This window comes from Pseudomonas sp. NFACC24-1, assembly GCF_900115235.1.
GTDB lineage: Bacteria > Pseudomonadota > Gammaproteobacteria > Pseudomonadales > Pseudomonadaceae > Aquipseudomonas > Aquipseudomonas fluorescens_AA.
The window spans coordinates 17,219-42,760 of record NZ_FOVS01000024.1 but is presented as its reverse complement, the minus strand read 5'-3'; the positions used below and the strand labels follow the sequence as shown (position 1 = coordinate 42,760).

The window sequence follows — 25,542 nt, the reverse complement described above, 5'->3', positions numbered from 1 at the left end:
TATGTCCGGGTTACCCCCATCCACCGTCGAACTTGAGTTCGCCCGGCAGCATGACCAGGAACATGCCCAGGTTTGCCGTCGGCCGACACCGCGCCGCTTGCGCCTGGCGTTCTGGCGCGACGAGCACATGGTGCGCAATGCGCTGAAGGTGGCGGGCGAGCCGGGGCTGGTGCTGGATGTGGCCTGTGGGGCGGGGCGGTTCTGGCCGGTGCTGGCCGAGCATGCCAACCGAGTGATCCTGGCGGCGGACCCGTCGCCGGACATGCTCGAACATGCGCTCACTCACCATGGCGGCGCGTTGCTCCAGCGGGTCAGGACCTTCCCGAGTTCGGCGTTCACCCTCGGGCTGTCGGCCAACGCGGTGGATTGTATTCTCTGTCTGCAACTGTTTCGCCACGTCACTGCCAGCGAGCATCGCCTGGCGCTGTTGCGCGAGTTTCATCGGGTCAGTCGCGACACGGTGATCGTTTCGGTGCAAATCGAAGGACGCTTCAAGATCGGCCTGGCCCCGCAACGGAGCCTGGTCGACAAGGCTGATGTGGGAGCCGAGTTCCGCCAGGCCGGTTTCCGCGTGCTTTGGTACCAGGATTTCCTGCCCGGTTTTGCCCTGACGCGTGTTTATGTGTTGCGTAAGACCGGTTAACTCTTGATGTAGGACTATTCTTGCTTTTTCGCAGGCGATTTCTCTCAGGCGGCTGCTCTATGGATGCTCGCAATCGCCGGCGGCGATATATACTGCGCGCCATTCTTCAAGGGAGAGCCGTGTGGCCATCGATATTCACTGGATTCGCGACAACGATAGCCTCGGTCAGTTTTGCGCCGAGTGGCAGCAATTGCCATTCGTCGCCCTCGACACCGAATTCATGCGGGTCGACACCTTTTATCCCATTGCCGGTTTGCTGCAGATCGGCGACGGCAAGCGTGCCTACCTGATCGACCCCTTGACCATCGACAATTGGCAGCCCTTGGCCGCCCTGCTGGAAAACTCGGCGGTGCTCAAGGTGCTGCACGCCTGTAGCGAAGACCTTGAAGTGCTGCTGCGCCTCACTGGCAGCCTGCCCGCGCCCCTGTTCGATACTCAACTGGCCGCCGCCTACCTGAACCTGGGCTTCTCCATGGGCTATTCGCGGCTGGTGCAGGAAGTGCTGGGCATCGAGTTGCCCAAGGGCGAGACCCGTTCCGACTGGTTGCAACGGCCCTTGTCCGAGACGCAGATCAGCTACGCGGCAGAGGATGCCGTGCATCTGGCAGAGGTTTTCGTACAACTGCGCCCGAAACTTTCCGACGAAAAATACCGCTGGGTCCTGGAGGATGGCGCCGAACTGGTGGCCAACCTGCGTCGCGAAGTCGACCCGTACGAGGTCTACCGCGAGGCCAAGCTGGCCTGGAAACTGTCCCGGGCTCAGTTGGCCGTGCTGCGCGAGTTGTGCGCCTGGCGCGAACGCGAGGCGCGGGCCCGTGACCTGCCGCGTAACCGCATCATCCGCGAGCATTCGCTGTGGCCCCTGGCCCGCACTCAGCCGGATAACCTCGGTGCGCTGGCGAAGATCGAAGACATGCACCCGCGTACCGTGCGCCAGGACGGCCAGTTTTTGCTGGACTTGATCCAGCGCGCCGCCAGCATTCCGCCCGAGCAATGGCCGCCGGCCGTGGCCGAGCCGTTGCCCATCGAGGCTTCCGCCCTGGTCAAGCGCCTGCGGGCGTTGGGGCAGGCTGAAGCCGAGCGCCTGGAGATTGCCCCGGAGCTGATGCTGCGCAAGAAAACCCTCGAAGCCCTGATCAAGAGTGGCTTCCCCGAGGGCCCTTACCAATTGCCCGATTCGCTGCGTGGCTGGCGCCGCGAATTGATGGGCCAGACGCTGCTCGACAGCCTGGCCACTGCCGGAGAACAGCCTTGAAACGTATCTGCTCCATCTACCGCAGCTCGAAGAAAAACGAGATGTACCTGTATGTGCTCAAGAGCGATGCCTTGAAGCGTGTGCCCGAGCCCCTGATGGCCGCCTTTGGCAAGGCGATCCATGCCTTCGACCTGGTGCTGAGCCCCGAGCGGGAACTGTCCCGGGAAGACATCAACAAGGTGCTGGAAAACCTCGACACCCAGGGCTATCACTTGCAGATGCCGCCGGCCGAAGACGAGTACATCGAGCATTTGCCCGAAGAGTTGCTGCGCCGCAACGACCCGGTCTGACGGTAGTGGGGGCGCCTGTCCTGGGTGCCTTTTGCAACACTGGAATGGTTTATTGACGACGATCGCAGGGATGGAGCGACACTCTGTCGGCACTCGTCTGCATTGTTTTTGAAAGGTTTGATTCATGCGCGTTCTGATTGCCGAACACGATCACGCGGTGTATGCCCAGCTTTTGCGTCAGGCTGCACCCGATATTGAAGTCCTGACCAGCGGCGATTCCGCCGAACTGTCGCGACTGGCCGCCGATTGCCCGGTCTGGCTCGGCCAGCCTGATCTGCTGGCCACCCTGTTGCGTCAAGGCCACCAGCCCCGTTGGCTGCAATCGACCTGGGCAGGCATCACGCCGTTGCTGGCCGATGGCTTGAGCCGCGATTACCGCCTGACCCGTGCGGTGGGCATTTTTGGCCAGGTGATGGCTGAGTACGTGCTCACCTACATGCTCGGCCATGAGCGCGAGGTGCTGGCCCGGTTGGTCAGCCAGGTCGAGCGCAAGTGGGACAACCGCCAGGGCCAAGGCCTGGCCGGGCGCAAGGTGTTGATCGTCGGGACGGGGGACATCGGCCAGCGTGTGGCGCAGTTCCTGGTGCCGTTCGGGGTGCAGTTGTATGGCATCGCCAGCGAAGCCAGGACGTTGGCACCGTTTATCGAAGTCGGGGCGCTGAAGGACTTGCCTCGTCTGGTGGGCGAAATGGATTACGTGATCAATTTGCTGCCCAATACGCCGGATACCCATGACATCTACGACGCGGCGCTGTTCAAGCAATTCAAGCCGAGCGGGTTGTTCATCAACGTCGGCCGCGGCGTGGCAGTGGTGGATGCGGACCTGGTGCAAGCCCTGAAGGATGGGCACCTGGCCGGTGCGGTGATCGACGTCTGCCGCCAGGAGCCATTGCCACAGCGCCATCCGTTCTGGACTGCCTGGGGGCTGCTGCTGACCGGCCACAGCTCGGCCCCGACCTCGCCACCGATGATGGTGCAATTGTTCCTGGAAAACCTGCGGGCCTACCAGGCGGGCGAAGCGCTGCGCGGAGAAGTGGATTTCAGCCGGGGTTACTGAAGCCCATTTTCAGTGGTCACAAAAAATGTGTTCGCCACAGAGCAAAATGTGGGAGCGAGCTTGCTCGCGATAGCGGTGCTTCAGTCAACATCAAAGCGGCTGACCTGACGCCATCGCGAGCGAGCTCGCTCCCACAGTGGGCTTTCAGCGGTCACAGAATAGGGTTACAGGGTGAAGTCGCCTTCGGCCACCAGTTCACTCAATGGCCGGCGCGGGCTTGGAACTTCGCGGGCCTGGAGGTATTCGGCCAGGGTCGACTTGTCCCCCAGCTTGCCAATCGCCACGGCGGCGTGCAGGGCGTAGCCTTCCGGAATCTTCAGTTCGGTGCGAGTCAGTTCCTGGTCGAAGCCGGCCATGCCATGGGTGTGCCAGCCGCTGAGGCTGGCTTGCAACGCCAGGTGGCCCCAGGCCGCGCCGGTGTCGAAGGTGTGGGTCTGCGCCGGGGTTTCCTCGGTGGCACCGGGTACCGCGAAGGTGGTTTTCGAGACGATGATCACCAGTGCCGAGGCGTGTTGGGCCCAGCCGCGGTTGAACTCGTTGAGCAATCCCAGGAAACGCTCCCAATTCGGCGTGTCGCGCCGTGCATACAGGAAACGCCATGGCTGTGAGTTGTAGGCCGAGGGGGCCCAGCGCGCGGCTTCGAAGAAGCTCAGCAAGGTTTCTTCGGCAATGCTTTCGCCGGTAAACGCGCGGGGCGACCAGCGTTCGATGAACTGAGGGTGGATCGCGTAATCGGCAATGCGGGAATTGGCGCTCATGGGCTCACCTGGCTCGAGTTTGGAAAGACAATGCAGCAACCTACGTCCCGGCGCCCGGCCTGACAAGTCCCTGCCTACCGACAGTCGCCAATGCTTGGCCTGAGGAGGTCCCGGCACTAGACTGTCGGCCTTTCACTACCTGATGTTGATGCTTGAGCCATGGCCGCCAAAGTCGAACCGTTCTGGATACGCAAAACCCTCGATCAGCTCGATCCACAGGAGTGGGAATCGCTGTGCGACGGCTGTGGCCTGTGCTGCCTGCAAAAGCTCGAAGACGAAGACGACAACAGCGTCTACTACACACGCATCGCCTGCAAACTGCTGGACCTGAAAACCTGCCAGTGCACCGACTACCCTAATCGCCGTGAGTTCGTGCCCGATTGCATCCAGCTCACGCCGGGCAAGGCCGATGAGTTCAAATGGCTGCCGCCCACCTGCGGTTATCGGCTGGTCAGCGAAGGCAAGGACTTGCCGTTGTGGCACCACCTGGTCTGCGGTGATCGAGAGGCCGTGCACCACGAACGCATTTCCCAGTCCGGGCGCATGTTGGCCGAAGGCAGCGTGCCGGAAGATGATTGGGAAGATCATCTGATTTTCCGCGCAGGCTGAACCACCGGGCGGCGCACCACCAGGGAGACCCCATGGCTGCAGGATTGAAACGGATGCTGGCGGCCGGGCTGTTGGCGGTGTGCGGACCGCTGTGGGCGGCGCAGAAAGTCGACCTGGATTATCACGTGCACCTGTTGCCACAGAGCGATCAGGCCGAGGTGCGCCTGACCCTGGCCCGGGGTTCGGCGGTGCGCAGCCTGGATTTCGACCTCGGCGATGGCACCCGCTACAGCGATTTCAAGGCCGACGGCCAATGGCAGCTCACCCCCGGCAAGGAGGCGCGTGGCCTTTGGCGTCCGGCCGCCGACAAGGCCAGCCTGAGCTACCGTGTGCGCATCAGCCATGCCCGCAAGAACGCTACCTTCGAAACCCGCATGACCCCGATGTGGGCGTTGCTGCGTGGTGACGATCTGGTGCCGTCGGCCAAGCTCGACCAGCAGGATGGCGTCGAACTGGTGGCCCGTCTTGAGGTGGAATTGCCCGACGGCTGGAAAAGCATCGAGACCCCCTGGCCGCGTATCGGCAAACAACGCTTTCGCATCGACAATCCCTCGCGCCTGTTCGACCGTCCCACCGGCTGGATGCTCGCCGGCAAACTGGGCAGCCGCCGCACGCGCCTGGGCGAAACCGAAGTGACGGTGGCCTCGCCCCAGGGCCAGGGCATGCGCCGGATGGATGTGCTGACGCTGCTGACGTTCGTCTGGCCGCAAGTGCAAGCGTTGGTGCCGCGTCATCCGGCCAAGTTGCTGATCGTCGGTGCCGGCGATCCGCTGTGGCGTGGTGCCCAGGCCGGCCATGACTCGATTTACCTGCACAGTCGTCCGCCGCTGGTCAGCGAGCGGGGCAGCAGCCCGTTGTTGCGGGAGTTGGTGCAGGCGCTGGCCCGGGTCAATGATCAGGATCGTAGCGACTGGATCAGTGAGGGGCTGACCGAGTACTACGCCATTGAACTGCTACGCCGCGCCGGCGGCCTGAGTGATGAGCGCTACCAGACCTTGAACGAGCGGCTCGCCCGCGAGAGCAAGGGCGTCACCACCTTGCGCGGCGAGCAGATCGGCCCGGCGGCGGTGGCCAAGGCGGTGTTGCTGTTGCAGGAACTGGACCGCGAGATTCGCCTGACAACCCGCAACAAGCGTTCGCTGGATGATGTGTTGCAGGGGGCGATGCGCTTGGAAACGGTCGATACCAAGGAGTTTGTGCAGCTCAGTGAGAGCGTTCTGGGTGGGGCCTCTACTGTGCTGGATACCCGGTTACTTCAGTGACACCGCTTTCGCGAGCAAGCTCGCTCCCACATTGGATTTTCGGCGTTCACAAAACCTGTGGGAGCGAGCTTGCTCGCGAAGGGGCCATCAGCGGCGCTGCAAAAATCAGAGCCCAACCTTTGGCGAAACCAGCGAATCATTCCCGGTCACCGTCGCCGTGCCAGTCGCCGCCTCGGCATTGGCCTTCAGGCGACTCAGTTCCTCACCGGCCTCCTCGATACGGGCGCGGGCGCTGTGCAGATTCTGGCGATTCTTCTCCAGCAGGCTCTTGGCCGAGCAATGCCCGGTGATCCCTCGCGCCAGCGCCAGGCCACCGATCGCCAGTTGCGCCAGGCCGATCACCCCGCCACGCCGCAAGCCCTTGCCCATCATCAGCACACCGCCGGCCAGCGAGCCAATGCGTTCCCAGCCGTGCACGTTTTGTGGCGGATGGGATTGGAAAGGGGTGCTCTCGATGGGCTCGAACGGATTGTTATCGCTCATGATCTGTCTCCAGTATGGGGTTGGTATAAAACTGACTGCCCGCGCGATTGCGTTGTTCAATCGAGTTTTGCACCGATCAGCGGAATTGTGGCCCCGAACGGGTGTTGTTGCCTTTGGCCATGCGGTCGTACAGCACGACGTTGACGGTGGCGGCCAGGTTCATGCAACCGGTGGTGGGGATGTACACCACGTCCTCGCACCAGTCGCGGATGTCCTTGTCCAGCGAGCCGTCCTCCGGTCCGAAGATGTACAGCGCCCGGTCCGGGTGGGTGTATTCGGGCAGGGGGCGAGCGCCTTCCACCAGTTCCACTGCCACTGGCACGCAGCCCAGGGGCAGGATTTTCTTCAGGTCGTCGATACCGATCAGCGGGATGTCGTAGTGGACTTTCTTGGTGTCGGTGATGAAGTCGGCGGCGCGCTCATAGCGCTTGCCGGTGTAGAACACCGACGCCACGCCGTAGCAGCCGGCGGCACGCATGACCGAACCGACGTTTTCCGGTGACTTGGGGTTGAACAGACCGATGCAGCTATAGCGTTTGTTGGCCACGGGCGGGGTGCCTTTGGGGAAAAGGCGCGATTATACGGGGAATGGGGGAGGGTGGTCAGGTTCGAGATGTGTGGTGTTTATTTGATCACCTTCGCGAGCAAGCTCGCTCCCACATTGGATTTTCGGCGTTCACAAAACCTGTGGGAGCGAGCTTGCTCGCGATGGCGGCCTGACAGGCTGTAATTACTCGTCTTTCTTCATCAACCCGGCCAGCGCGGCGAAGGGGTTGTGGGTCGCCTTGGCGATTTTCGGGGTGCTCAGGGAGCCGTCGCCGAAGTATTGCTGGTCGGTGTAGCGCGAGTGCTCGTTATCGTGGCAGTACAGGCACAGCAGTTCCCAGTTGGAACCGTCCTGGGGGTTGTTGTCGTGGTTGTGGTCGCGGTGGTGAACGGTCAACTCGCTCAGGCGCTTGCCGGAAAACTCACGGGCGCAGCGGCCACAGACATGGGGGTACATTTTCAGGGCTTTGTCGCGGTAGCCCATCTCCCGGTCGCGCTGAGCATCGGCGAGGATGCGGTCCAGCTTGGCGGTGTTGGACGGTGGCGTTGACGAACTCATGGGTTCACCTTTGTAAATAAAGACTGATGACGGTTGGGCACAGTTTAGCTTAGCCCTTGAGTTTCTCGGCAATCCAGATGGTGTGGCGGGTGCCTTTGTTGCCGTGGGCGAAGACTTGCACTTCTTCGGCCTTGAAGCCGGCTTTCTTCAGCTTGTCGGAAAACTGCCGGTCAGCGCTGGCCGACCACACTGCCAATACGCCCTTGGGCCGCAAGGCCTTGGCGCAGGCGGCCAGGCCACCGGCCGAATACAGCCAGCTGTTGGCTTTCTGGGTCAGGCCTTCCGGGCCGTTGTCGACGTCCAGCATGATCGCGTCGAAACCCTGGGGCTCGGCCTGCAGCACCTTGGCCACGTCTTCCATGCGGATCACCGTGCGCGGGTCTGCCAGCGGTCGTCCGGCTTTTTCACCCAAGGGGCCACGGTTCCACTCCACCACCCCGGGAACCAGTTCGGCCACCACCACTTCGGCGGTCTTGCCCAGGTGCTTGAGGGCCGAGGCGAGGGTGAAGCCCATGCCGAGACCGCCGATCAGTACGCGTGAGCCAGGACGACCGGCGACCTTGCGGCAAGGAATCTCTGCCAGGGCGTCTTCGGAACCGTGCATGCGCGTGTTCATCAACTGCCCGCCGTCGCCGCCCTGGATCTTGATGACGAAGTCTTCGCCGTACTCGAACAGGCACAGGGCACCGCCGTTATCAGGGATGGGTGTGGTGTCGAGCAGAACGAAACGTTTCATGGAGATCTCGTAGGAGGGCAAACCGCGCGGTAACGACTAGCCTTAAAGCAGACAATAGCCACGGAGCCATTGATGAAGTGCATCATTCTAACGGCCATTGCCCTGGCGGCGCTCTCAATAAGTTGCGCCCAGGCTCAACAACCGACGATTCCGGTCAACCCGCCGAGCATCCCCGGCTCGCCGGGCACCGCCACCCCGATGCCGTATCCGCCGGTCACGCCCAACGGTGTGCCCAAGGCGGGCACCGGAAGCGGTGGGCCGCCCTTGCTGCCGCCCATTGAAATGCCCAAGCCGCCCAAGGACCAGCCGATACCGGGCCTGGAGCCGAAGCCGGTGAAGGCCAAGTCGCCGGGGGGGTAAATCGACAAGACGACGCAATAACCTGTGGGAGCGAGCAAGCTCGCTCCCACAGGGTTTATGTGTTGTTGTCAGACCTGCTGCGACAACAACTGCCCGTCGGCCATGCGCAGGCGCTTGGACAGGGAGACGGCGAGGGCGCGGATGATCTTGGCGGCGATCTTGGGGGCGTCGTTGAGCATTTTTTCCAGGGAGTCCTTGCCCAGGTTCAGCAACTGGCAATCGCTGGCGGCGATGCAACTGGCCGAGCGCCGTTCGCCGTCGAGCACGGCCATTTCACCGAAGGCCCGACCGCTGCGCAGTGTGGCAATGGTCACGGGTTGGCCGTCGGGACCGGTTTTCTGCACGGCCACCTGGCCGGTGTGGATGATGCACATGAAGCTGCCTGCATCGCCCTCATGGAAAATCGCTTCGCCCTCGGCGATGGCGCTGATGCTGAAATAGCCCGACGCGGCGGCGAAGTCGACGGGCAGTAACTGGTCGAACAGACCGCAGTCCATCAGCCAGTCGCGGATTTCTTTATTCAGTAAGGTCGGTTCTGACATGTTGGCACGGTCTTTTTCTTGTGTCTGCTACGGGGTTGGATTGAAGAAGAACCCTTGTTATTTGATCTGGGATGCCCAGCGCATGGAGCTAAGACCCGGCCATCCCACAGAGTTCCTCAACCCAACCCCAAAACCTTCAAGACAAATGCATATTCGAGCGCTACGTCACGCAATCCCTGGTAGCGCCCGCTCATTCCGCCGTGGCCGGCGCCCAGTTCGGTCTTGAGCAGCAGGGGGTTGTCGTCGGTCTTGGTGGCGCGCAATTTCGCCACCCACTTGGCCGCTTCCCAGTACTGCACGCGACTGTCGTTGTAACCGGCGATCACCAGCAACGCCGGGTACGCCTGGGCGCGGACGTTTTCGTACGGGGCGTAGGCCCGGATCCGATCATAAACGTCCGGCTCATCTGGATTGCCCCATTCGTCGTATTCGGTGACGGTCAGCGGCAGGTCCGGGTCGAGCATGGTGTTGAGCACATCGACGAACGGCACCTCGGCAATCGCGACCTTGAACAGCTCCGGGCGTTGGTTGAGCACTGCGCCGATCAGCAGGCCACCGGCGCTGCCGCCGCTGATCGCCAGTTGTTCGGCGGTGGTGAAGCCGTTGGCGATCAAATGCTCGGCACAGGCGATGAAATCGCCGAACGTGTTGTGCTTGTGTTCCTGTTTACCGGCGCGATACCAGGCTTCCCCCAGCTCGCCGCCGCCCCGCACATGGGCAATGGCAAACGCCACGCCGCGGTCGAGCAGGCTCAGCCGCGCATGGGAAAACCACGGGTCGAGGCTTTCACCGTAAGCACCGTAGCCGTACAGGTACAGCGGCACCGGCCGGCCGAGGGCTTCGCGTTTGACCACCAGGCTGATGGGCACTTGTGTGCCGTCTGGCGCCGTCGCCCACAGCCGCTGGCTGACGTAGGCATCGGCATCGAACGGGCCCAGCACCGGGGTCTGCTTGAGTACGACCTGTTCGCCGCTGGCCAGGTCCAACTGACGGATCTGTGCCGGACGGTTCAGGGCCTCGTAGCGCAGGCGAATGCGATCGCTGACGAATTCCAGGCTGTTCTGCACATGCAGGCTGTAGGCCGCGTCCGGCAGCCGCACCCGATATGCCGGCAAGTCCTGGGGATGCACCTCGATGATCGGCAGGCCGCCCTCACGCAGGCTCAAGGTCATGGCACCGGCGTTCAGGCTCAGGCCGTCGATCATCACCGTATCGCTGTGGGGGATCAGGTTCTGCCAGTCGGCTTCGGTCGGCGCCACGCCGGTGTCGGCGGCCTGGTACAGGGCGAAGTTGATTCCGTCGCGGTTGCTGCGGATCAACCAGGTCCATTGGCCATCGAGCAGGCCGTGGTCGACGTCGTATTCGTGGTTTTCCAGGCGTGGCGCCAGGCAGGTGAAGGGCTGTTGCGGTTGCGCGGCGTCCAGTACCCAGACTTCGCTGGTGGTCTTGCTGCCCAGGGACAGGATCAGTTGCTTTTCCGAGCTCGAACGATAGCAATGCAGGAAGAAACGCCCGTCCGGCTCATGGAACACTTCTTCGGCGGCAGTGCCGTCCAGTCGATAGCGCCAGAGTTTGTGGGGGCGATGGGTGTCGTCCAGTTCACCAAAAAACAGCGTCAGGCTGTCGTTGGCCCAGGTCATGCTGCCGTCGCAATTGTCGAAGGACAGTTCACTGACCTTGTCGTTGGACAATTCCTTCACGAACAAGGTGTAGATCTCGTCGCCCGTGGTATCCAGGCTGTAGGCCAGGCGCTGGTGGTCGGGGCTGATGCTGAAGGCGCCCAGGGCAAAGAATTCGCCGCCGGCCAGCGCGTTCGGGTCCAGCAGCAGTTGTTCGTGGCTTTCGTCCACGCTCAGGCTGTCGTCGGCCGGACGTGGGCAGCGGTAGTGGCGCGGGTATTCGTCGCCGGCCGTGGTGCGGGTGTAATACAGGTAGGGGCCCCAGGGTGAGGGCAGTGACAGGTCGGTCTCGAGAATCCGGCCCTTGATTTCCTGGAACAGGGTTTCGCGCAATTCGGCCTGATCGGCGAGTTGCGCCTCCTGATAGCTGTTTTCCGCCTTGAGGTAGTCGAGCACGGCGTCGGTGTCGCGCTCCTGCAGCCAGGCGTACGGGTCAACACCGGCGTCCCTGCGGGCAATCGGGGCGTTGGAAACGTGGGCAGATAGGGACATGAAAGGCTCTCGAACGTTGTACGAAAAGGGACACGCGGCCTGGACAGAAGCCACCACACAGGCCATTCGCCAGACGCCGGGGCAGCCTGACGCGCGAAAAGCCGTTACTATAAGCGTCTCTTTGCCTGCCTTGCCATGGACACCATGACCGAGAATGACTATCTGATCGCCTGGGGCCTCTACGCCTTCGCTGCCCTGGGCTGCCTGCTGGTGTGGATGCGCATGACCCGCTGGATGTGGCGCTGGTTGCGCGAGCCGCTGCGCTTGCTGATGGCGGTGTTGCTGTTCAGCCCCACCGTCGTCGACCCGGTGAAGGACAAAGTTGCCCCGGCCTTGGCCATTGTCGCCCTGGACATCTTGTTCAAGGTCGGCAACAACGTCTGGCGGGCGGCGTCCGATCTGCTCATGTACGGCATGATTGCCTTCGGCCTCTACCTGGTGATCGTGCTGATCCGCTTCCCCATCGAGCGCGCCGCCAACGCCCGCAAGGAACGGGCGGCCGCCGCCAAAGCCGCCGCCGCGGCCGATGAGCCAGAGGACGAACCACCGTTCGGCGTGGCCGGTGATGACCGCTACGGTCGCCCGCCCGTGCCGAGCAACCCCCAGCGTTCGCGTATCGAACCGCGCCTGTAAGCAGGCCTGCCCCTTGAAGCGAGAGTTCGAGCATGTGTGAGTTACTGGGCATGAGCGCCAATGTGCCGACCGACATCGTGTTCAGCTTCACCGGGCTGATGCAGCGCGGCGGCAAGACCGGGCCGCACCGGGACGGGTGGGGGATCGCCTTCTATGAAGGTCGTGGCCTGCGCCTGTTCCAGGACCCGGCCGCCAGCAGCGAATCGGAGGTGGCGAATCTGGTGCAGCGCTATCCGATCAAGAGCGAAGTGGTGATCGGGCATATTCGCCAGGCCAATGTCGGCAAAGTCTGCCTGTCCAACACCCACCCCTTCGTGCGTGAGTTGTGGGGCCGCAACTGGTGTTTTGCCCACAACGGCCAGCTGGCCGATTTCCAACCGGGCGTGAGCTTCTACCGCCCGGTGGGCGACACCGACAGCGAAGCGGCATTCTGCGATTTGCTCAACCGCGTGCGCCAGGCCTTCCCGGAGCCGGTGGAGGTAGAGCAGCTGCTGCCGTCGTTGATCGAGGCCTGCACCGAATACCGCAGCAAAGGCGTGTTCAACTGCCTGCTCAGCGATGGCGACTGGCTGTTCTGCTATTGCTCGACCAAACTGGCCCAGATCACCCGCCGTGCGCCGTTCGGCCCGGCGCGGCTCAAGGACGTGGATGTGATTGTCGATTTCCAGGCGGAAACCACGCCCAACGACGTGGTCACGGTGATCGCCACCGAGCCCTTGACCGAAAACGAAACCTGGACCCGCTACGAACCGGGCCAATGGAGCCTGTGGCGACGCGGCGAATGCGTCAGCCACGGCCGGACCGAATAAGGACGTCACGCTATGTTGCTCAGTTATCTACGGCTGGTGTTGTTCGCAGTGGGCCTGTTGGTTGGGGTCCAGGTGCCGGGCTTCATCAATGATTACGCCAAGCGGGTCGAGGCTCACCTGATCGAGGCGCAGACCGGCCTGCAAGGTTTCCAGGGCACCGCCAACCAGTTCTTCAAGGGCGACATGCAGGCCTTGGTGGCCCATTACCGCGCCAGCGAAGACCCGATCTTTCGCAGCGATGCCGACAGCCTGAACACCTTGCTCGTGCGCCAACAGGCCCTGGACAAACAATTCCAGGCCATGCAGGGCCCGTGGTACATCCGCCTGCTGCAAGTGGCCCTGGCCGCCGATCCGGACATCCGCAAGGAGACCTGGAACGGCTACAGCTATCAGATCCTGCTGACCCCCGAAGCCATGATCTGGGGCATCAGCGGCGCGATGTTGCTGTCGTTCGGCCTGGAATGCCTGTTCCGCCTGATCGATTGGGTGGTGTTGGGCGGCAAGCGCCTGCGCCAGGGCCGGCCGATTGAAGAGCGGGATTTGCGGGGGTTGTAGCCAACAGTGGCCTTGCTGTTGTGGCGAGGGGATTTATCCCCGCTGGGCTGCGAAGCAGCCCCCCAATGCAGCAATAGAAATGATCCGCCTGACATATGTGGTGGCCTTGTAAGGGGGCGCTTCGCGCCCCAGCGGGGCGGTGCGACGTTTCGCTAAATCCCCTCGCCACAACGGTGTTCAGGCCCTGCGTGTTACCCAATCAAATTTTTCTTATGACCCAGCCAAGGTTTTATTCGTTGGACGGGATCGGCCGCGCGCTCAAGAATCGGAGCAACGGTCTCCACGTCAGCGTCGTCGAGACTCACAACAATAAAACCGTGGAGAACCCCCATGAGTGCACCCGACACGCTCGGCGTCCCCCAACCCCAGGCCCGTTCTGGCCCGTTCGATTGGTATCGCAACATCAACCAGCAGGAACGTCGCACCTTCTGGAGCTGCAAGATCGGCTACGCCCTGGACGGCATGGACACCCAGATGCTCAGTTTCGTGGTGCCGACCCTGATCGCGATGTGGGGCATCACCACCGGCCAGGCAGGCCTGATCCACACCAGTACCTTGATCGCCTCGGCCATTGGCGGCTGGGTGGCGGGCATTCTCTCCGACCGGATCGGTCGGGTGCGCACCCTGCAACTGACGGTGCTGTGGTTTGCCTTCTTCACTTTCCTGTGCGGCTTTGCCCAGAACTACGAACAACTGTTGATCGCTCGCACATTGATGGGGTTCGGTTTCGGCGGCGAATGGACTGCCGGTGCGGTGTTGATGGGCGAGGTGATCCGTGCCAAGGACCGTGGCAAGGCGGTGGGCATGGTGCAGTCGGGCTGGGCGCTGGGCTGGGGCATGACGGCGATCCTGTATGCGCTGCTGTTCTCGGTGCTGCCGCCGGAAGACGCCTGGCGCGCACTGTTCATCCTCGGCATCGTACCGGCAGTGTTCGTGATTTTCGTCCGCCGACTGGTCAAGGATCCGGAAGTCTATAACCAGACCAAGGCCCGGCTGACGCCGGAAAACCCAGCGAAGTTCTACGAGATTTTTGCCCCCGGCATTCTCTTCACCACCCTTCGCGCCTCGCTGCTGACCACCGGTGCCCTGGGCGGTTACTACGCCATCACCTCCTGGCTGCCGACGTTCCTGAAAAATGAGCGCGGCCTGAGTGTATTGAGCACCGGCGGCTACCTGGCGATGGTGATCGTCGGCTCCTACGTGGGCTATGTCATCAGTGCGTACCTGTCGGACATCCTGGGGCGCAAAAAGAACTTCGTCCTGTACGCCGTCGGCTCCTTCACCATCGTCCTGCTGTATACCCAGGTGCCGGTGAGCAATAACGTGATGCTCTGGCTGGGCTTCCCCTTGGGGTTCTTCGCGTCGGGCATGTTCAGCGGCATGGGCTCGTTCCTCACCGAACTGTTTCCTACGCGCATTCGTGGTTCGGGCCAAGGCTTCTGCTACAACATTGGCCGGGCGGTGGCGGCATTGTTCCCGCTGTTGATCGGTATTTTGAGCCAGAAGGTGCCGCTGAGCGTGGGTATCGGGGCGTTCGCGGCGGTGTCCTATGGCGTGGTGATCCTGGCGGCCCTGAGCCTGCCGGAAACCCAAGGCAAGCAGTTGGAAGCCGAGTAACTGATAACCTGTGGGGTACGTGCCCCACAGTTAAACAAAGAAAGAACCTACAGGAGCGTTCACCGTGAACCGCCTGCTATTGAACTGCGACATCGGCGAAAGCTTCGGCAGCTGGACCATGGGTCTGGACGCCGAGGTGATGCCCTTCATCGATTGCGCCAACATCGCCTGCGGCTTCCACGCCGGCGACCCGAGCATCATGCGCAAGACCGTCAGCCTGGCCCTGAGCCACGGCGTGCGGATCGGCGCACACCCGGCCTATCAAGACCTGGCGGGCTTTGGCCGCCGTTCCATGGCCTATGGCGCCCAGGAGTTGCAGGACTTGCTGCATTACCAGATCGGCGCCCTCGACGGCATCTGCCGGGCCCAGGGCGGGCGGGTCAGCTACGTCAAACCCCATGGGGCGATGTACAACGACATGATGGCCAACCCGGCGCAACTGCGCGCGGTGATCCAGGCTGTCGCGGCCTATGATCGGCAACTGCCGCTGATGCTCATGGCGACCCGGGACAACAGCGCCGCCCAGGCCTTGGGCGATGAGTACGGCCTGACCCTGTGGTTCGAAGCCTTTGCCGATCGCGCCTACGACAGCGCCGGCCGCCTGGTTTCGCGGCAAGCACCGGGCGCGGTGCACCACGATCCCGAGGTCATTATCGGGCAGGCCCTGACCATTGCCCGCGGCGATGCGTTGACCGCCAGTGATGGCAGCGCCTTGCACCTGAAGGCCAATACTTTGTGCGTGCACGGTGACAACGCCAGTTCCGTGGCGGCCGTGCAACGCATCCGCGAAGCCCTGGACCGGCAGCGTGCGCCATGAAACCACGCTTGGAAGTGGTGGCGGTGGACTGCCTGATGGTGCGGCTGTTCGACGAGATCGCCGAGGCCAACATGCCCTGGATGCTCGCCGCCAGCGAGCGCCTGCGAGCGGTGTTTGCCGGACATCTGATCGATCTGGTGCCGTCCTATACCACCTTGATGGTGCATTACGACTTGCTCGCCCTGGGCCCGGCCCAGGCCCGCGACTTGATCGACGAGGCGCTGCATCACCTTTCCCCGGATGCCCGGTCCGCCGGTCAATGCCACGTGTTGCCGGTGTGGTACGACCTTAGCGTCGGGCCGGAACTGGCGCTGCTGGCGAGCCGCAGTGGCTTGACGGTCGCCCAGGTGATCCGTCGCCACAGTGAACGCGAGTACCAGGTGTTTGCCCTGGGCTTCGCCCCCGGTTTCGCCTTCATGGGGTTGGTGGACGAAGCATTGGCTGCACCGCGCCTCGACACGCCGCGCAAGCGCGTGGCCGCAGGCAGTGTCGGCATCGCCGAGCGCCAGACCGCGGCGTATCCGGTGGTGTCGCCCGGCGGCTGGAACCTGATCGGTCGCACCCCGGCCAAACTGTTTGATCGTGAGCGCGACGGCTACAGCCTGATGCAGCCGGGGGACACGGTGCGTTTTGCCCCCGTGGACCATACCGAATTCATCGCGCTGGGTGGCGACGATACACCGCTGGAGGCCCAGGCATGAGCCGGTTGTTGATCGAGGCCAGCACACCGCTGTGCCTGTTGCAGGACACCGGCCGCTTCGGCGTGAGGCACCTGGGCGTGACCCAGGGCGGGGCGGCGGACTGGCTGTCGATGGCCTGGGCCAATTGGATGCTCGGCAATGGCCTGGACGCGGCGGTGGTAGAGATTACCCTCGGCGGTTTTACCGTGGTGGCCGAAGAGGATTGCGTGCTGGCGCTGGCCGGGGCGGACCTGGGCGCGCGAATAGACGGTCAGGGTGTGGCGTCGTGGCGCTTCTTCAGCCTGCGCAAGGGCCAGGTGCTGGCGCTCACCCAGCCCGTGCTCGGTGCCCGGGCCTACCTGGCGGCCCCTGGCGGTTTCAATGCGCCTGCGGTGCTGGGCAGCCGGGCGACGGTGGTGCGCGAGGAACTGGGTGGCCTGGATGGACGGGGGCGGGCGCTGAGTCGCGGCGAGCACTTGAGCTATTCAGGCACGGCGACGCCGCGGCCCATGCCGCACACGCGGATTCCGGATTTCCAGCAAGCGCAACCGCTGGACCTGATCCTGGGGGCGCAAAATGGCGCGTTTAGCGGGCAGAGTCTGTTCGACGCGTTCAACACCCCGTGGACGCTGGACAGTCGCGCCGACCGCATGGGCATGCGCTTGCTGGGCACGGCGCTGGAGTATCAGGGGGCGGCGATGATTTCCGAAGGCATCCCCCTGGGCGCTGTGCAGGTGCCGCCGGATGGCCAGCCGATCGTGCTGCTCAATGACCGGCAAACCATCGGTGGTTATCCACGCCTGGGCGCCTTGACCCCACTGGCCCTGGCCCGCCTGGCGCAATGCCTGCCGGGGGCGCAGGTGCGGTTGCGGCCGGTGGTGCAGGAGGTTGCGCATCGGCAGCAGGTGGAGTGTCTGCGTAGTTTTCTCGACCGCTAAAAGCATCGCGAGCAAGCTCGCTCCCACCGTGGATCTTCGTCACACTGAGATCCCCTGTGGGAGCGAGCTCGCTCGCGATGAGGCCTGAACAGGCAACCAAAATCTTACTTGGACAGAAACCGCATCCCTTCCTCCAGCCCCCGCAAGGTCAGCGGATACATCCGGTCTTCCACCAACTCGCGCACGATGTTGGTCGAGGCGGTGTAACCCCAGGTGTCCTTGGGGTACGGATTGATCCAGATGAGCTTCTTGTACTTCTCCATGAAGCGCTGCATCCACACATAACCGGCTTCTTCGTTCCAGTGTTCGACGCTGCCGCCGGCCTGGGTGATTTCATAGGGGGCCATGGCGGCGTCGCCGATGAAGATCACTTTGTAGTCGGCGCCGTACTTGTGCAGCAAATCCTGGGTCGAGGTGCGCTCGGAAGTGCGGCGCAGGTTGTTCTTCCACACCGATTCGTAGACGAAGTTGTGGAAGTAGAAGTACTCCAGGTGCTTGAACTCGGTCTTGCAGGCCGAGAACAGTTCTTCGCAGATCTTCACGTGGGCATCCATCGAACCACCGATGTCGAACAGCAGCAACAACTTCACGGTGTTGCGTCGCTCCGGGCGCATCTGGATGTTCAACAGGCCAGCGTCCCGGGCGGTGTGGTCGATGGTGCCGTCGATGTCCAGCTCTTCGGCCGCACCCTGGCGGGCAAACTTGCGCAGCCGGCGCAGGGCGATCTTGATGTTGCGGGTGCCCAGTTCCACCTGGTCGTCGAGGTTCTTGTACTCGCGCTGGTCCCAGACCTTCACGGCCTTGCCCTGGCGTTTGCCGGCGTCGCCGACCCGGATGCCCTCGGGATTGAAACCACCGGAGCCGAACGGGCTGGTGCCGCCGGTGCCGATCCACTTGTTGCCACCGGCATGGCGTTCCTTCTGTTCTTCCAGGCGTTTCTTGAATTCTTCGATCAGCTTGTCCAGGCCGCCCAGGGACTGGATCTGTGCCCGTTCCTCATCGGTCAGCGAGCGCTCGAATTCCTTGCGCAGCCAGTCCTCGGGAATCAGCGCCTGGAGGTGGTCGTCGAGTTTCTCCAGGCCGTTGAAGTAGGCGGCGAACGCCCGGTCGAACTTGTCGAAATGCCGTTCGTCCTTCACCAGGATCGCCCGGGACAGGTAATAGAACTCGTCCATGTCGGCGAAGATCACCCGCTGTTTCAGCGCGTTGATCAGGTCCAGCAGTTCACGCACCGACACGGGCACCTTGGCGGCGCGCATCTCGTTGAACAGGTTAAGCAGCATGGCAATCGCCCTCGCTCTTGTGGGACGAAGAGGATCAGCGGGTGCCGCGACGGCTCATGAACGCCAGGCGCTCGAGCAGTTGCACGTCCTGCTCGTTCTTGACCAGTGCGCCGGCCAGCGGCGGGATGGCCTTGGTCGGATCACGCTCGCGCAGCACCGCTTCGCCGATGTTGTCGGCCATCAGCAGCTTGAGCCAGTCCACCAGTTCGGAAGTGGAGGGCTTTTTCTTCAGGCCCGGCACCTTGCGCACGTCGAAGAACACGTCCAGCGCTTCGCTGACCAGGTCCTTCTTGATATCCGGGTAATGCACATCGACGATTTTCTGCAGGGTGACGCGGTCGGGGAAGGCGATGTAGTGGAAGAAGCAGCGGCGCAGGAACGCATCCGGCAGCTCTTTTTCGTTGTTGGAGGTAATGATGATGATCGGGCGCTGCTTGGCCTTGATGGTTTCGTCGGTCTCGTAGACGTAGAACTCCATCTTGTCGAGTTCCTGCAGCAGGTCGTTGGGGAACTCGATGTCGGCCTTGTCGATTTCGTCGATCAGCAGGATCACCCGCTCTTCGGACTCGAACGCTTCCCAGAGCTTGCCCTTCTTCAGGTAGTTGCGCACGTCGTGGACCTTGTCCACGCCCAGTTGCGAGTCCCGCAGGCGGCTGACCGCGTCGTACTCGTACAGGCCCTGGTGAGCCTTGGTGGTGGACTTGATGTGCCAGGTGATCAGGCGCGCGCCGAAGGACTCGGCCAGTTGCTCGGCGAGCATGGTCTTGCCGGTGCCCGGTTCGCCCTTGACCAACAGCGGCCGCTCCAGGGTGATGGCGGCGTTGACGGCCAGTTTCAGGTCATCGGTAGCCACGTAGGCGCTGGTGCCTTCGAACTTCATCTGCAATTCCTCGAACGGTGTCGCCGGCCTGGTGAGGCGGGGCGCGCGAAATAGATATCGTGCCCGACTATAACGCGAGGCCCCGCCGACTGTGAACGCAGACGCTGTATTCAGTCTCTGAATGGAGCGTCACATGTTGACTCAGTCTCGGCGTATTCGATGGGGACTACCCACTCTTGTGGCGAGGGGATTTATCCCCGCTGGGCTGCGAAGCAGCCCTAAAACAGTGAATTCAATCTTCCTGGCATACCGAGTTGCCTTGTTGGGGCTGCTGCGCAGCCCAGCGGGGATAAATCCCCTCGCCACAGGCCTAGTCGGTCGAAGGCGGTGGCTGTTCATAACGGGCGTTGAACGCCTGGACGAAACCGTTGCGCAGGATCTGCAGGAAGGCTTCGAAGGCGCTGATGTCCTGCTGGTGAACATTGCCGCTGAGTTCCACTCGGGTGGCGAACTGGTTCTTGCGCTGGTTCTTGAGGGCTGTTTCGCCCGTGCCGACCAACGCTTCCCAGACCGAACGGAAGATGTTCTTGTTCTGGTTTTCCACATCCTGCTGCCAATCGAACACATCGACATCACGCAGCAGAGGCTTGATGTAGCCGCTGAGCCGGGCATTGTCGGCTTCGGCCTCGACCACCAGGTCGCCGTGGCCGGCGTTGAAATCGAACTTGCCATAGGCGGCGGCAAAGTCGTTCAGGCGTTTGAGTTCGATGTTCGTGGCCCGCAGGCGGAAATCGAAATCTTCGAAATTGCTCAAGGGGTCGAAGGTGGCTTGCATTTCCAGGGGCGCATGTTCGGCTACCAAGGCTTTACCCTCGAAACGGGCGTCGCGCTTGCCTTCGGTGTCGACCACGTTGGTCAGGTTGTAGAAGCTGGCGTTGACGTCGGTGGCCCGCAGGTTGACTGGTGGCTTGGAGTTGAAGTTGCGAAAGGTGACCTTGCCGTCCCGGATGCGCACTTCGTTGAAGGTGATGGGCAGCAGTTTGCCCAGTTGTTCGCGCCAATTGGTGCCCCGGCCGGTCTGGGAGTTCTGTCGGTTGGCTCCGCCGTCGACGAAGTTTACTTCGGGGCGGGCGAATTCCACCTCGGCCACCACCGCGTGGTCGTACCACAGCGAGTGCCAGCTCACCGACAGGTCCACCAGCGGTGCGGTGACGAACGGCACCGGGACCTTGCCGTCGACCTTGACGATTTCCAGGCCGTTGATCCGATAGGCACCGCGCCACAGGGCCAGGTCCACGTCGGTGATCTGGCCGCGATAATCGCCCATATTGGCCAGTTTATCGTTCAGGTAGTCGCGTACCAGGTAAGGCAGGGCGAAATGCAGGGCCACCAGCACCGCGACGAGGGTGGCGAACACCCACAGTGGCCAGCGATATCGACGCTTCATGTCAGTCATTCTCCAGCGTTTGTTGGGGGGGCGCCTCCTAATGCCATTGACTGTCGCAACAACGGGAACGTTCGGTGCAACTGGACGCCTGTGGGCAACAGGCATACCTTTAAAGGCTTAAATTCTCGCCGCATCAAGGACCCAGCCATGAGCCGTATATTCGCTGACAACGCCCATTCCATCGGCAATACGCCACTGGTACAGATCAACCGCATTGCGCCGCGCGGTGTGACCATCCTGGCCAAGATCGAGGGGCGCAACCCAGGGTATTCGGTCAAGTGCCGGATCGGCGCGAACATGATCTGGGACGCTGAAAGCTCGGGCAAACTCAAGTCGGGCATGACCATTGTCGAACCGACTTCGGGTAATACCGGCATTGGCCTGGCGTTCGTGGCCGCCGCCCGTGGCTACAAGCTGATGCTGACCATGCCGGCCTCCATGAGCATCGAGCGCCGCAAGGTGCTCAAGGCCTTGGGGGCGGAACTGGTGCTCACCGAACCGGCCAAGGGCATGAAGGGGGCCATCGAGAAGGCCGCCGAGATCCTGGCCAGCGATCCTTCCAAATACTTCATGCCGCAGCAGTTCGATAACCCGGCGAACCCGGCGATCCACGAAAAAACCACCGGCCCGGAAATCTGGAACGACACCGACGGCGCGGTGGATGTGCTGGTGGCGGGCGTGGGCACCGGCGGAACCATTACCGGGGTTTCGCGGTATATCAAGAACACCTGTGGCAAACCGATCTTGTCGGTGGCGGTCGAACCTGAGGTTTCGCCGGTGATTACCCAGGCGATGGCGGGCCATGAGATCAAGCCCAGCCCCCACAAGATCCAGGGAATCGGTGCCGGGTTCGTGCCGAAGAACCTCGACCTGTCGATCGTCGACCTGGTCGAGCGGGTCACTGACGACGAGTCCAAGGCCATGGCCCTGCGCTTGATGCAGGAAGAGGGCATCCTCTGTGGGATCTCCTGTGGTGCGGCGATGGCGGTGGCTGTGCGCCTGGCGGAAAAACCGGAAATGCAGGGCAAGACCATCGTCGTGATCCTGCCGGATTCGGGCGAGCGGTACTTGTCGAGCATGTTGTTCAGTGATTTGTTTACCGAGCAGGAGACTCAGCAGTAACGGTGAATGGACTTCGAGGGTGGAGGGACCTTTGTTGTGGCGAGGGGATTTATCCCCGCTGGACTGCGCAGCAGTCCCCCAGCAACTCAGCCGGCTCGATAGCTGGGCCGTCAGGTTTCAGGGTCGCTTCGCAACCCAACGGGGATAAATCCCCTCGCCACAGGGTGGTGAGCAGGAAGTTGATCAGCGTCAGCCAAGGTTCAGGCCGTGCATGTTAAGAAGGACATTGTTGCGTAATCCTCAACAGTGAATGTTTGTGCCGGGCGGTTCCCTGGCCTGGCCACGATCTATAACATGGCCGGCCGCTGCGTCGGGCTGATGGCGTTGCGTAGTTGTTTTGGACAAGGAGTTATAAATGACCGTTTCGTTTGTCGCCAAGGCCTCGCTGTTGCTGCTGTTTTTGGGCAGTACGCTTTATGTGCATTTGCGTGGCAAGGCGCGTTTGCCGGTACTGCGGCAATTCGTCAACCACTCGGCGCTGTTCGCCCCCTATAACGCCCTGATGTACCTGTTCTCCGGCGTGCCCTCGAAGCCTTACCTGGATCGCAGCAAATTTCCCGAACTGGATGTGCTCAAGGACAACTGGCAAGTCATTCGCGACGAGGCCATGCACCTGTTCGACGAGGGTTACATTCGTGCCGCCGAGAAGAACAACGACGCCGGTTTCGGCTCGTTCTTCAAGAAGGGGTGGAAGCGCTTCTACCTCAAGTGGTACGACAAACCGCTGCCGTCGGCGGAGATGCTGTGTCCGCGCACCGTCGAGCTGGTCAACCAGATCCCGAATGTGCGCGGTGCGATGTTTGCCCTGCTGCCCGGTGGCAGCCATCTGAATCCACATCGAGACCCCTTCGCCGGTTCGTTGCGTTATCACTTGGGGCTGTCCACGCCCAATTCCGATGACTGCCGGATCTTCGTCGACGGTCAGATCTACGCCTGGCGCGACGGCGAAGACGTCATGTTCGATGAAACCTATGTGCACTGGGTCAAGAACGAAACCCCACAGACCCGCGTAATTCTGTTCTGCGATGTCGAGCGCCCCCTGAAAAGCCGGCTGATGACCCGCCTCAACCGCAGCATCAGCGCGTTCCTCGGCCGCGCCACCGCGCCGCAGAACCTGGAGGAAGAACACGTCGGTGGCATCAACCGGGCCTATGCCTGGAGCAAGTCGTTCAGTGACGGCATCAGCGGCCGGGTCAAGCAGTTCAAGCGCAAGCATCCCAAGGCCTACCGGGTGATGCGGCCAGTGTTGGCGGTGGCGGTGCTGACGGCGCTTGGCTACTGGTTGTTCGTTTAAATATTGCGTAGTCCATCGAGCGCTGGTTATAGTCGACGCTCTTCGGGTTTTCGAACCCACCCTTCAAGAGATCGGCTCATGCCTGCATCCCCTGTCATCGCGGTCGTGGTTCCAGCGTTCAACGCTGGTGTCGTGCCGTGTGGGAGTCAGCAGCCTGCGCAGATCGGTCAATACCCTCCACCTGTCAGTAGCCCACCGGTGTACGCCGTCGTATCACCGCCGGGTGTTGGCATTCAGGGCTGATCGGCAACGGTTGCCATCCCCTGTGCCCGCCCGGAAAAAACTACTGGACTTCAGCTTCGGCTGAGTTGGCTTTTTGCCTGACTACAGGTGGTATCCATGTTTTCCCTTTCCAAAAACGCCTTATTGGCGGCGGCTTCCACGAGCCTGTTCGTTTTGCTGTGGAGCAGTGGGGCGATCTTTTCCAAGCTGGGCCTGGCCCACGCTTCCCCCTTCGCCTTTTTGCTGATCCGTTTTGCCATCGCGCTGTTCGCCTTGGTGCTGTTGATCCCCATGCTCAAGTTCAAGCTGCCCAAGACCGGCAAGCCGATGCTGTACGCGGTGACCACCGGGTTGGTGCTGCTGGGCGCCTATCAGATTTTTTATCTGCTGGCGCTGCAAATGAATGTCACGCCCGGGGTCATGGCCACCCTGATGGGCGTGCAACCGATCCTGACCGTGGTGCTCATGGAACGTCAGCGTTCCTGGTCGCGGATGTTCGGCCTGGTGCTGGGCTTGGTCGGGTTGGTCATGGTGGTGTACCAGGGCATCGGCCTGGCCGGCATGTCCCTGGCGGGGATGGTGTGCGGGTTGCTGGCACTGGTGAGCATGACGGCCGGTTCCATCATGCAGAAGCGCATCACCGATAACCCACTGGGCACGCTGCCGGTGCAGTACCTGGCCGGGTTGGTGTTGTGCGCGGTGTTCGTGCCGTTCCAGCCGTTTCACTTCGAATACAGCACGGGGTTCTTCGTGCCGGTGCTGTGGATGGCGCTGGTGGTGTCGGTGCTGGCAACGTTGCTGCTGTACCGTTTGATTGCTCGGGGCAACCTGGTGAATGTCACCAGCCTGTTCTACCTGGTGCCGGCGGTGACGGCGATCATGGACTACCTGGTGTTCGGCAACCGGCTGGCGTTGTTGAGCTGGCTGGGGATGGTGCTGATCATCGTGGGGTTGGTGTTTGTGTTTCGTAAGAGCCGCTAGCCCTTAGTCATCGCTGGGTGTACCACCGCCATCGCGAGCGAGCTCGCTCCCACAGGGTTATGCGCAGCCCTTTTGTGGGAGCGAGCTTGCTCGCGATGGCCTATTAAGCCACACCGATGGATTACCGGGCAGACGCTTCAGCCGGTTTCACCACCCCAGGCTTCAACACCAACCACAACGCCGCCGCAATCAACACCCCGCCATACAAATGCGCCATCCCCAACGGCTCATCCAGCAGCAACGCCCCCCACAACACGCCGAATGGCGGGATCAGGAACGTCACGGTCATGGATTTGACCGGGCCGATGGAGCTGAGCAGGCGGAAGTAAAGAATGTACGCCAGCGCAGTGCACACCAGGCCCAGCCCCAGCAGGGACAACCAGACGCTCCAGCCGCCCCAACTGGCCGGCGGCTGGCTGATGACGCTGTAACCAAACAGCGGCAGCAAGAACACCGTGGCACCGAACATGCTGCCCAGGGCCGAGAGGCGGCTGTCCAGGCCTCCCTGGTGATCGAGCCAGCGCCGGGTGAGGAAGCCGGCAAAGCCGTAGCAGGTCGTGGCCAGCAGGCAGGCGAGGGCGCCCATCAACAGTTGCAGGTCGAAGGCCACCGGGCCGGCGCGGGTCAGGATGGCAACGCCGAGCAGCCCCAGGAAGACACCGCTGACCTTGGCCGGGGTCAGTTGTTCGCTGAAGAACAAGCCGCCGATCAACACCCCCATCAATGGCGTGGTGGCATTGAAAATCGCTGAATAACCGGCCGGCAGCACCTGGGCCGCCAGCGAATAAAACGTGGCCGGAATGCCCGAGTTGATCAGGCCCAGCACCATCACGACTTTGAGCTTGCCGCGAAAATTCCAGTCGACGCGCATCAGGGCCAGGATCACCAGCAGCCCGACGAAGGCGATGGACACGCGAAAGAATGCAGTGGGGAGGGTGCCAATGACGGGGGCGATGATGCGCATGAACAGGAAGCTGGCCCCCCAGATGGCGGCCAATGACAGTAAACGCAGGATATCGACGAGGTTCACGAGCCACTCCTTCCTTGATGGGG

28 protein-coding genes are annotated in these 25,542 nt (G+C 62.3%); 17 read left to right on the top strand and 11 right to left on the bottom strand.

Annotated features, from left to right (window positions below; all coding sequences use genetic code 11):
- Window position 1 precedes the first annotated feature (1 nt).
- The 4 genes from BM317_RS20910 (at window position 2) to BM317_RS20895 (ending at window position 3,245) form a co-directional block, all read left to right on the top strand.
- Window positions 2-643 (top strand): class I SAM-dependent methyltransferase, encoded by a 642-nt coding sequence (locus tag BM317_RS20910; RefSeq protein WP_092173134.1) that lies wholly within the window; start codon window positions 2-4, stop codon window positions 641-643.
- A 121-nt stretch (window positions 644-764) separates the two neighbouring features.
- Entirely contained in the window at window positions 765-1,898 is a 1,134-nt protein-coding gene (gene rnd, locus BM317_RS20905) for a ribonuclease D (protein WP_092173131.1), read from the top strand.
- Entirely contained in the window at window positions 1,895-2,188 is a 294-nt protein-coding gene (locus BM317_RS20900; protein WP_053120094.1) for a YcgL domain-containing protein, read from the top strand. Before rnd ends, BM317_RS20900 begins: the two co-directional genes overlap by 4 nt.
- Window positions 2,189-2,312: 124 nt before the next feature.
- The gene (locus tag BM317_RS20895; RefSeq protein WP_092173128.1) at window positions 2,313-3,245 is read left to right on the top strand and encodes a D-2-hydroxyacid dehydrogenase; all 933 of its coding nucleotides are present in this window, start codon (window positions 2,313-2,315) and stop codon (window positions 3,243-3,245) included.
- A gap of 164 nt (window positions 3,246-3,409) precedes the next feature.
- Here the strand turns inward: BM317_RS20895 and BM317_RS20890 are convergent, their stop codons facing one another.
- The gene (locus BM317_RS20890) at window positions 3,410-4,003 is read right to left on the bottom strand and encodes a nitroreductase family protein (RefSeq protein WP_092173125.1); all 594 of its coding nucleotides are present in this window, start codon (window positions 4,001-4,003) and stop codon (window positions 3,410-3,412) included.
- 159 nt (window positions 4,004-4,162) lie between these two features.
- Between BM317_RS20890 and BM317_RS20885 the strand changes: the two genes are divergently transcribed.
- Both BM317_RS20885 and BM317_RS20880 read left to right on the top strand, forming a co-directional pair.
- On the top strand, window positions 4,163-4,612 hold the full coding sequence (locus tag BM317_RS20885) for a YcgN family cysteine cluster protein (protein ID WP_092173122.1): 450 nt from the start codon (window positions 4,163-4,165) through the stop codon (window positions 4,610-4,612).
- A gap of 32 nt (window positions 4,613-4,644) precedes the next feature.
- Window positions 4,645-5,874 carry a hypothetical protein gene (locus tag BM317_RS20880; RefSeq protein WP_092476038.1) on the top strand — a complete coding sequence of 410 codons (1,230 nt, stop codon included), beginning with the start codon at window positions 4,645-4,647 and terminating at the stop codon, window positions 5,872-5,874.
- Window positions 5,875-5,979: 105 nt separating this feature from the next.
- On the opposite strand, the gene BM317_RS20875 is transcribed toward BM317_RS20880, so the two are convergent.
- From BM317_RS20875 to BM317_RS20860, 4 genes are all read right to left on the bottom strand, one after another.
- Window positions 5,980-6,357 (bottom strand): YgaP family membrane protein, encoded by a 378-nt coding sequence (locus BM317_RS20875; protein ID WP_092476035.1) that lies wholly within the window; start codon window positions 6,355-6,357, stop codon window positions 5,980-5,982.
- A 76-nt stretch (window positions 6,358-6,433) separates the two neighbouring features.
- On the bottom strand, window positions 6,434-6,904 hold the full coding sequence (locus tag BM317_RS20870; RefSeq protein ID WP_060738736.1) for an RNA methyltransferase: 471 nt from the start codon (window positions 6,902-6,904) through the stop codon (window positions 6,434-6,436).
- Between the two features lie 183 nt (window positions 6,905-7,087).
- Entirely contained in the window at window positions 7,088-7,462 is a 375-nt protein-coding gene (locus BM317_RS20865) for a YajD family HNH nuclease (protein WP_003184246.1), read from the bottom strand.
- Window positions 7,463-7,511: 49 nt separating this feature from the next.
- A complete protein-coding gene (locus tag BM317_RS20860; protein ID WP_018607541.1) occupies window positions 7,512-8,198 on the bottom strand; it encodes a spermidine synthase in 687 nt (228 codons plus the stop codon).
- Window positions 8,199-8,270: 72 nt separating this feature from the next.
- Between BM317_RS20860 and BM317_RS20855 the strand changes: the two genes are divergently transcribed.
- On the top strand, window positions 8,271-8,558 hold the full coding sequence (locus BM317_RS20855; protein WP_092173112.1) for a hypothetical protein: 288 nt from the start codon (window positions 8,271-8,273) through the stop codon (window positions 8,556-8,558).
- 68 nt (window positions 8,559-8,626) lie between these two features.
- Here the strand turns inward: BM317_RS20855 and BM317_RS20850 are convergent, their stop codons facing one another.
- Together BM317_RS20850 and BM317_RS20845 are read right to left on the bottom strand one after the other, a co-directional pair.
- Window positions 8,627-9,100, bottom strand: a complete 474-nt coding sequence (locus BM317_RS20850) for a cyclic nucleotide-binding domain-containing protein (protein ID WP_057449793.1) — start codon at window positions 9,098-9,100, stop codon at window positions 8,627-8,629.
- A 116-nt stretch (window positions 9,101-9,216) separates the two neighbouring features.
- On the bottom strand, window positions 9,217-11,271 hold the full coding sequence (locus BM317_RS20845; RefSeq protein ID WP_092476032.1) for a S9 family peptidase: 2,055 nt from the start codon (window positions 11,269-11,271) through the stop codon (window positions 9,217-9,219).
- Window positions 11,272-11,406: 135 nt separating this feature from the next.
- On the opposite strand from BM317_RS20845, the gene BM317_RS20840 reads away from it, so the two are divergent.
- The 7 genes from BM317_RS20840 to BM317_RS20810 all read left to right on the top strand — a co-directional run bounded on the left by BM317_RS20840 (window position 11,407) and on the right by BM317_RS20810 (window position 17,320).
- Window positions 11,407-11,904 (top strand): hypothetical protein, encoded by a 498-nt coding sequence (locus BM317_RS20840; RefSeq protein ID WP_053120114.1) that lies wholly within the window; start codon window positions 11,407-11,409, stop codon window positions 11,902-11,904.
- Window positions 11,905-11,936: 32 nt separating this feature from the next.
- A complete protein-coding gene (locus tag BM317_RS20835; protein WP_053120116.1) occupies window positions 11,937-12,713 on the top strand; it encodes a class II glutamine amidotransferase in 777 nt (258 codons plus the stop codon).
- A gap of 12 nt (window positions 12,714-12,725) precedes the next feature.
- Window positions 12,726-13,268, top strand: a complete 543-nt coding sequence (locus BM317_RS20830) for a DUF2937 family protein (RefSeq protein ID WP_039593345.1) — start codon at window positions 12,726-12,728, stop codon at window positions 13,266-13,268.
- A gap of 330 nt (window positions 13,269-13,598) precedes the next feature.
- Complete coding sequence (locus BM317_RS20825) at window positions 13,599-14,885, top strand: MFS transporter (protein ID WP_060738732.1); 1,287 nt, start codon at window positions 13,599-13,601, stop codon at window positions 14,883-14,885.
- Window positions 14,886-14,949: 64 nt separating this feature from the next.
- Window positions 14,950-15,702, top strand: coding sequence for a 5-oxoprolinase subunit PxpA (locus BM317_RS20820; protein ID WP_092476028.1), 753 nt, complete (start codon window positions 14,950-14,952; stop codon window positions 15,700-15,702).
- The gene (gene pxpB / locus BM317_RS20815) at window positions 15,699-16,403 is read left to right on the top strand and encodes a 5-oxoprolinase subunit PxpB (RefSeq protein ID WP_092173103.1); all 705 of its coding nucleotides are present in this window, start codon (window positions 15,699-15,701) and stop codon (window positions 16,401-16,403) included. The genes BM317_RS20820 and pxpB overlap by 4 nt, the downstream gene beginning before the upstream one ends.
- On the top strand, window positions 16,400-17,320 hold the full coding sequence (locus BM317_RS20810; RefSeq protein WP_092173100.1) for a 5-oxoprolinase subunit C family protein: 921 nt from the start codon (window positions 16,400-16,402) through the stop codon (window positions 17,318-17,320). The genes pxpB and BM317_RS20810 overlap by 4 nt, the downstream gene beginning before the upstream one ends.
- A 104-nt stretch (window positions 17,321-17,424) precedes the next feature.
- Here BM317_RS20810 and BM317_RS20805 read toward each other — a convergent pair whose 3' ends face one another.
- The 3 genes from BM317_RS20805 to BM317_RS20795 all read right to left on the bottom strand — a co-directional run bounded on the left by BM317_RS20805 (window position 17,425) and on the right by BM317_RS20795 (window position 20,870).
- Complete coding sequence (locus BM317_RS20805) at window positions 17,425-18,603, bottom strand: vWA domain-containing protein (protein ID WP_003198888.1); 1,179 nt, start codon at window positions 18,601-18,603, stop codon at window positions 17,425-17,427.
- Between the two features lie 34 nt (window positions 18,604-18,637).
- Complete coding sequence (locus tag BM317_RS20800) at window positions 18,638-19,483, bottom strand: AAA family ATPase (RefSeq protein WP_003184225.1); 846 nt, start codon at window positions 19,481-19,483, stop codon at window positions 18,638-18,640.
- 310 nt (window positions 19,484-19,793) lie between these two features.
- Window positions 19,794-20,870 (bottom strand): DUF748 domain-containing protein, encoded by a 1,077-nt coding sequence (locus BM317_RS20795; RefSeq protein ID WP_092173090.1) that lies wholly within the window; start codon window positions 20,868-20,870, stop codon window positions 19,794-19,796.
- Between the two features lie 147 nt (window positions 20,871-21,017).
- Here BM317_RS20795 and cysK point away from each other — a divergent pair, with 147 nt between their 5' ends.
- From cysK to BM317_RS20780, 3 genes are all read left to right on the top strand, one after another.
- Window positions 21,018-21,992, top strand: coding sequence for a cysteine synthase A (cysK, locus tag BM317_RS20790; RefSeq protein ID WP_092173087.1), 975 nt, complete (start codon window positions 21,018-21,020; stop codon window positions 21,990-21,992).
- A gap of 355 nt (window positions 21,993-22,347) precedes the next feature.
- Window positions 22,348-23,286 (top strand): aspartyl/asparaginyl beta-hydroxylase domain-containing protein, encoded by a 939-nt coding sequence (locus BM317_RS20785; RefSeq protein ID WP_092173084.1) that lies wholly within the window; start codon window positions 22,348-22,350, stop codon window positions 23,284-23,286.
- A 339-nt stretch (window positions 23,287-23,625) separates the two neighbouring features.
- Window positions 23,626-24,489 (top strand): DMT family transporter, encoded by an 864-nt coding sequence (locus BM317_RS20780; protein ID WP_092476025.1) that lies wholly within the window; start codon window positions 23,626-23,628, stop codon window positions 24,487-24,489.
- Window positions 24,490-24,610: 121 nt separating this feature from the next.
- Here BM317_RS20780 and BM317_RS20775 read toward each other — a convergent pair whose 3' ends face one another.
- On the bottom strand, window positions 24,611-25,519 hold the full coding sequence (locus BM317_RS20775; protein WP_092173078.1) for a DMT family transporter: 909 nt from the start codon (window positions 25,517-25,519) through the stop codon (window positions 24,611-24,613).
- Window positions 25,520-25,542: the final 23 nt, after the last annotated feature.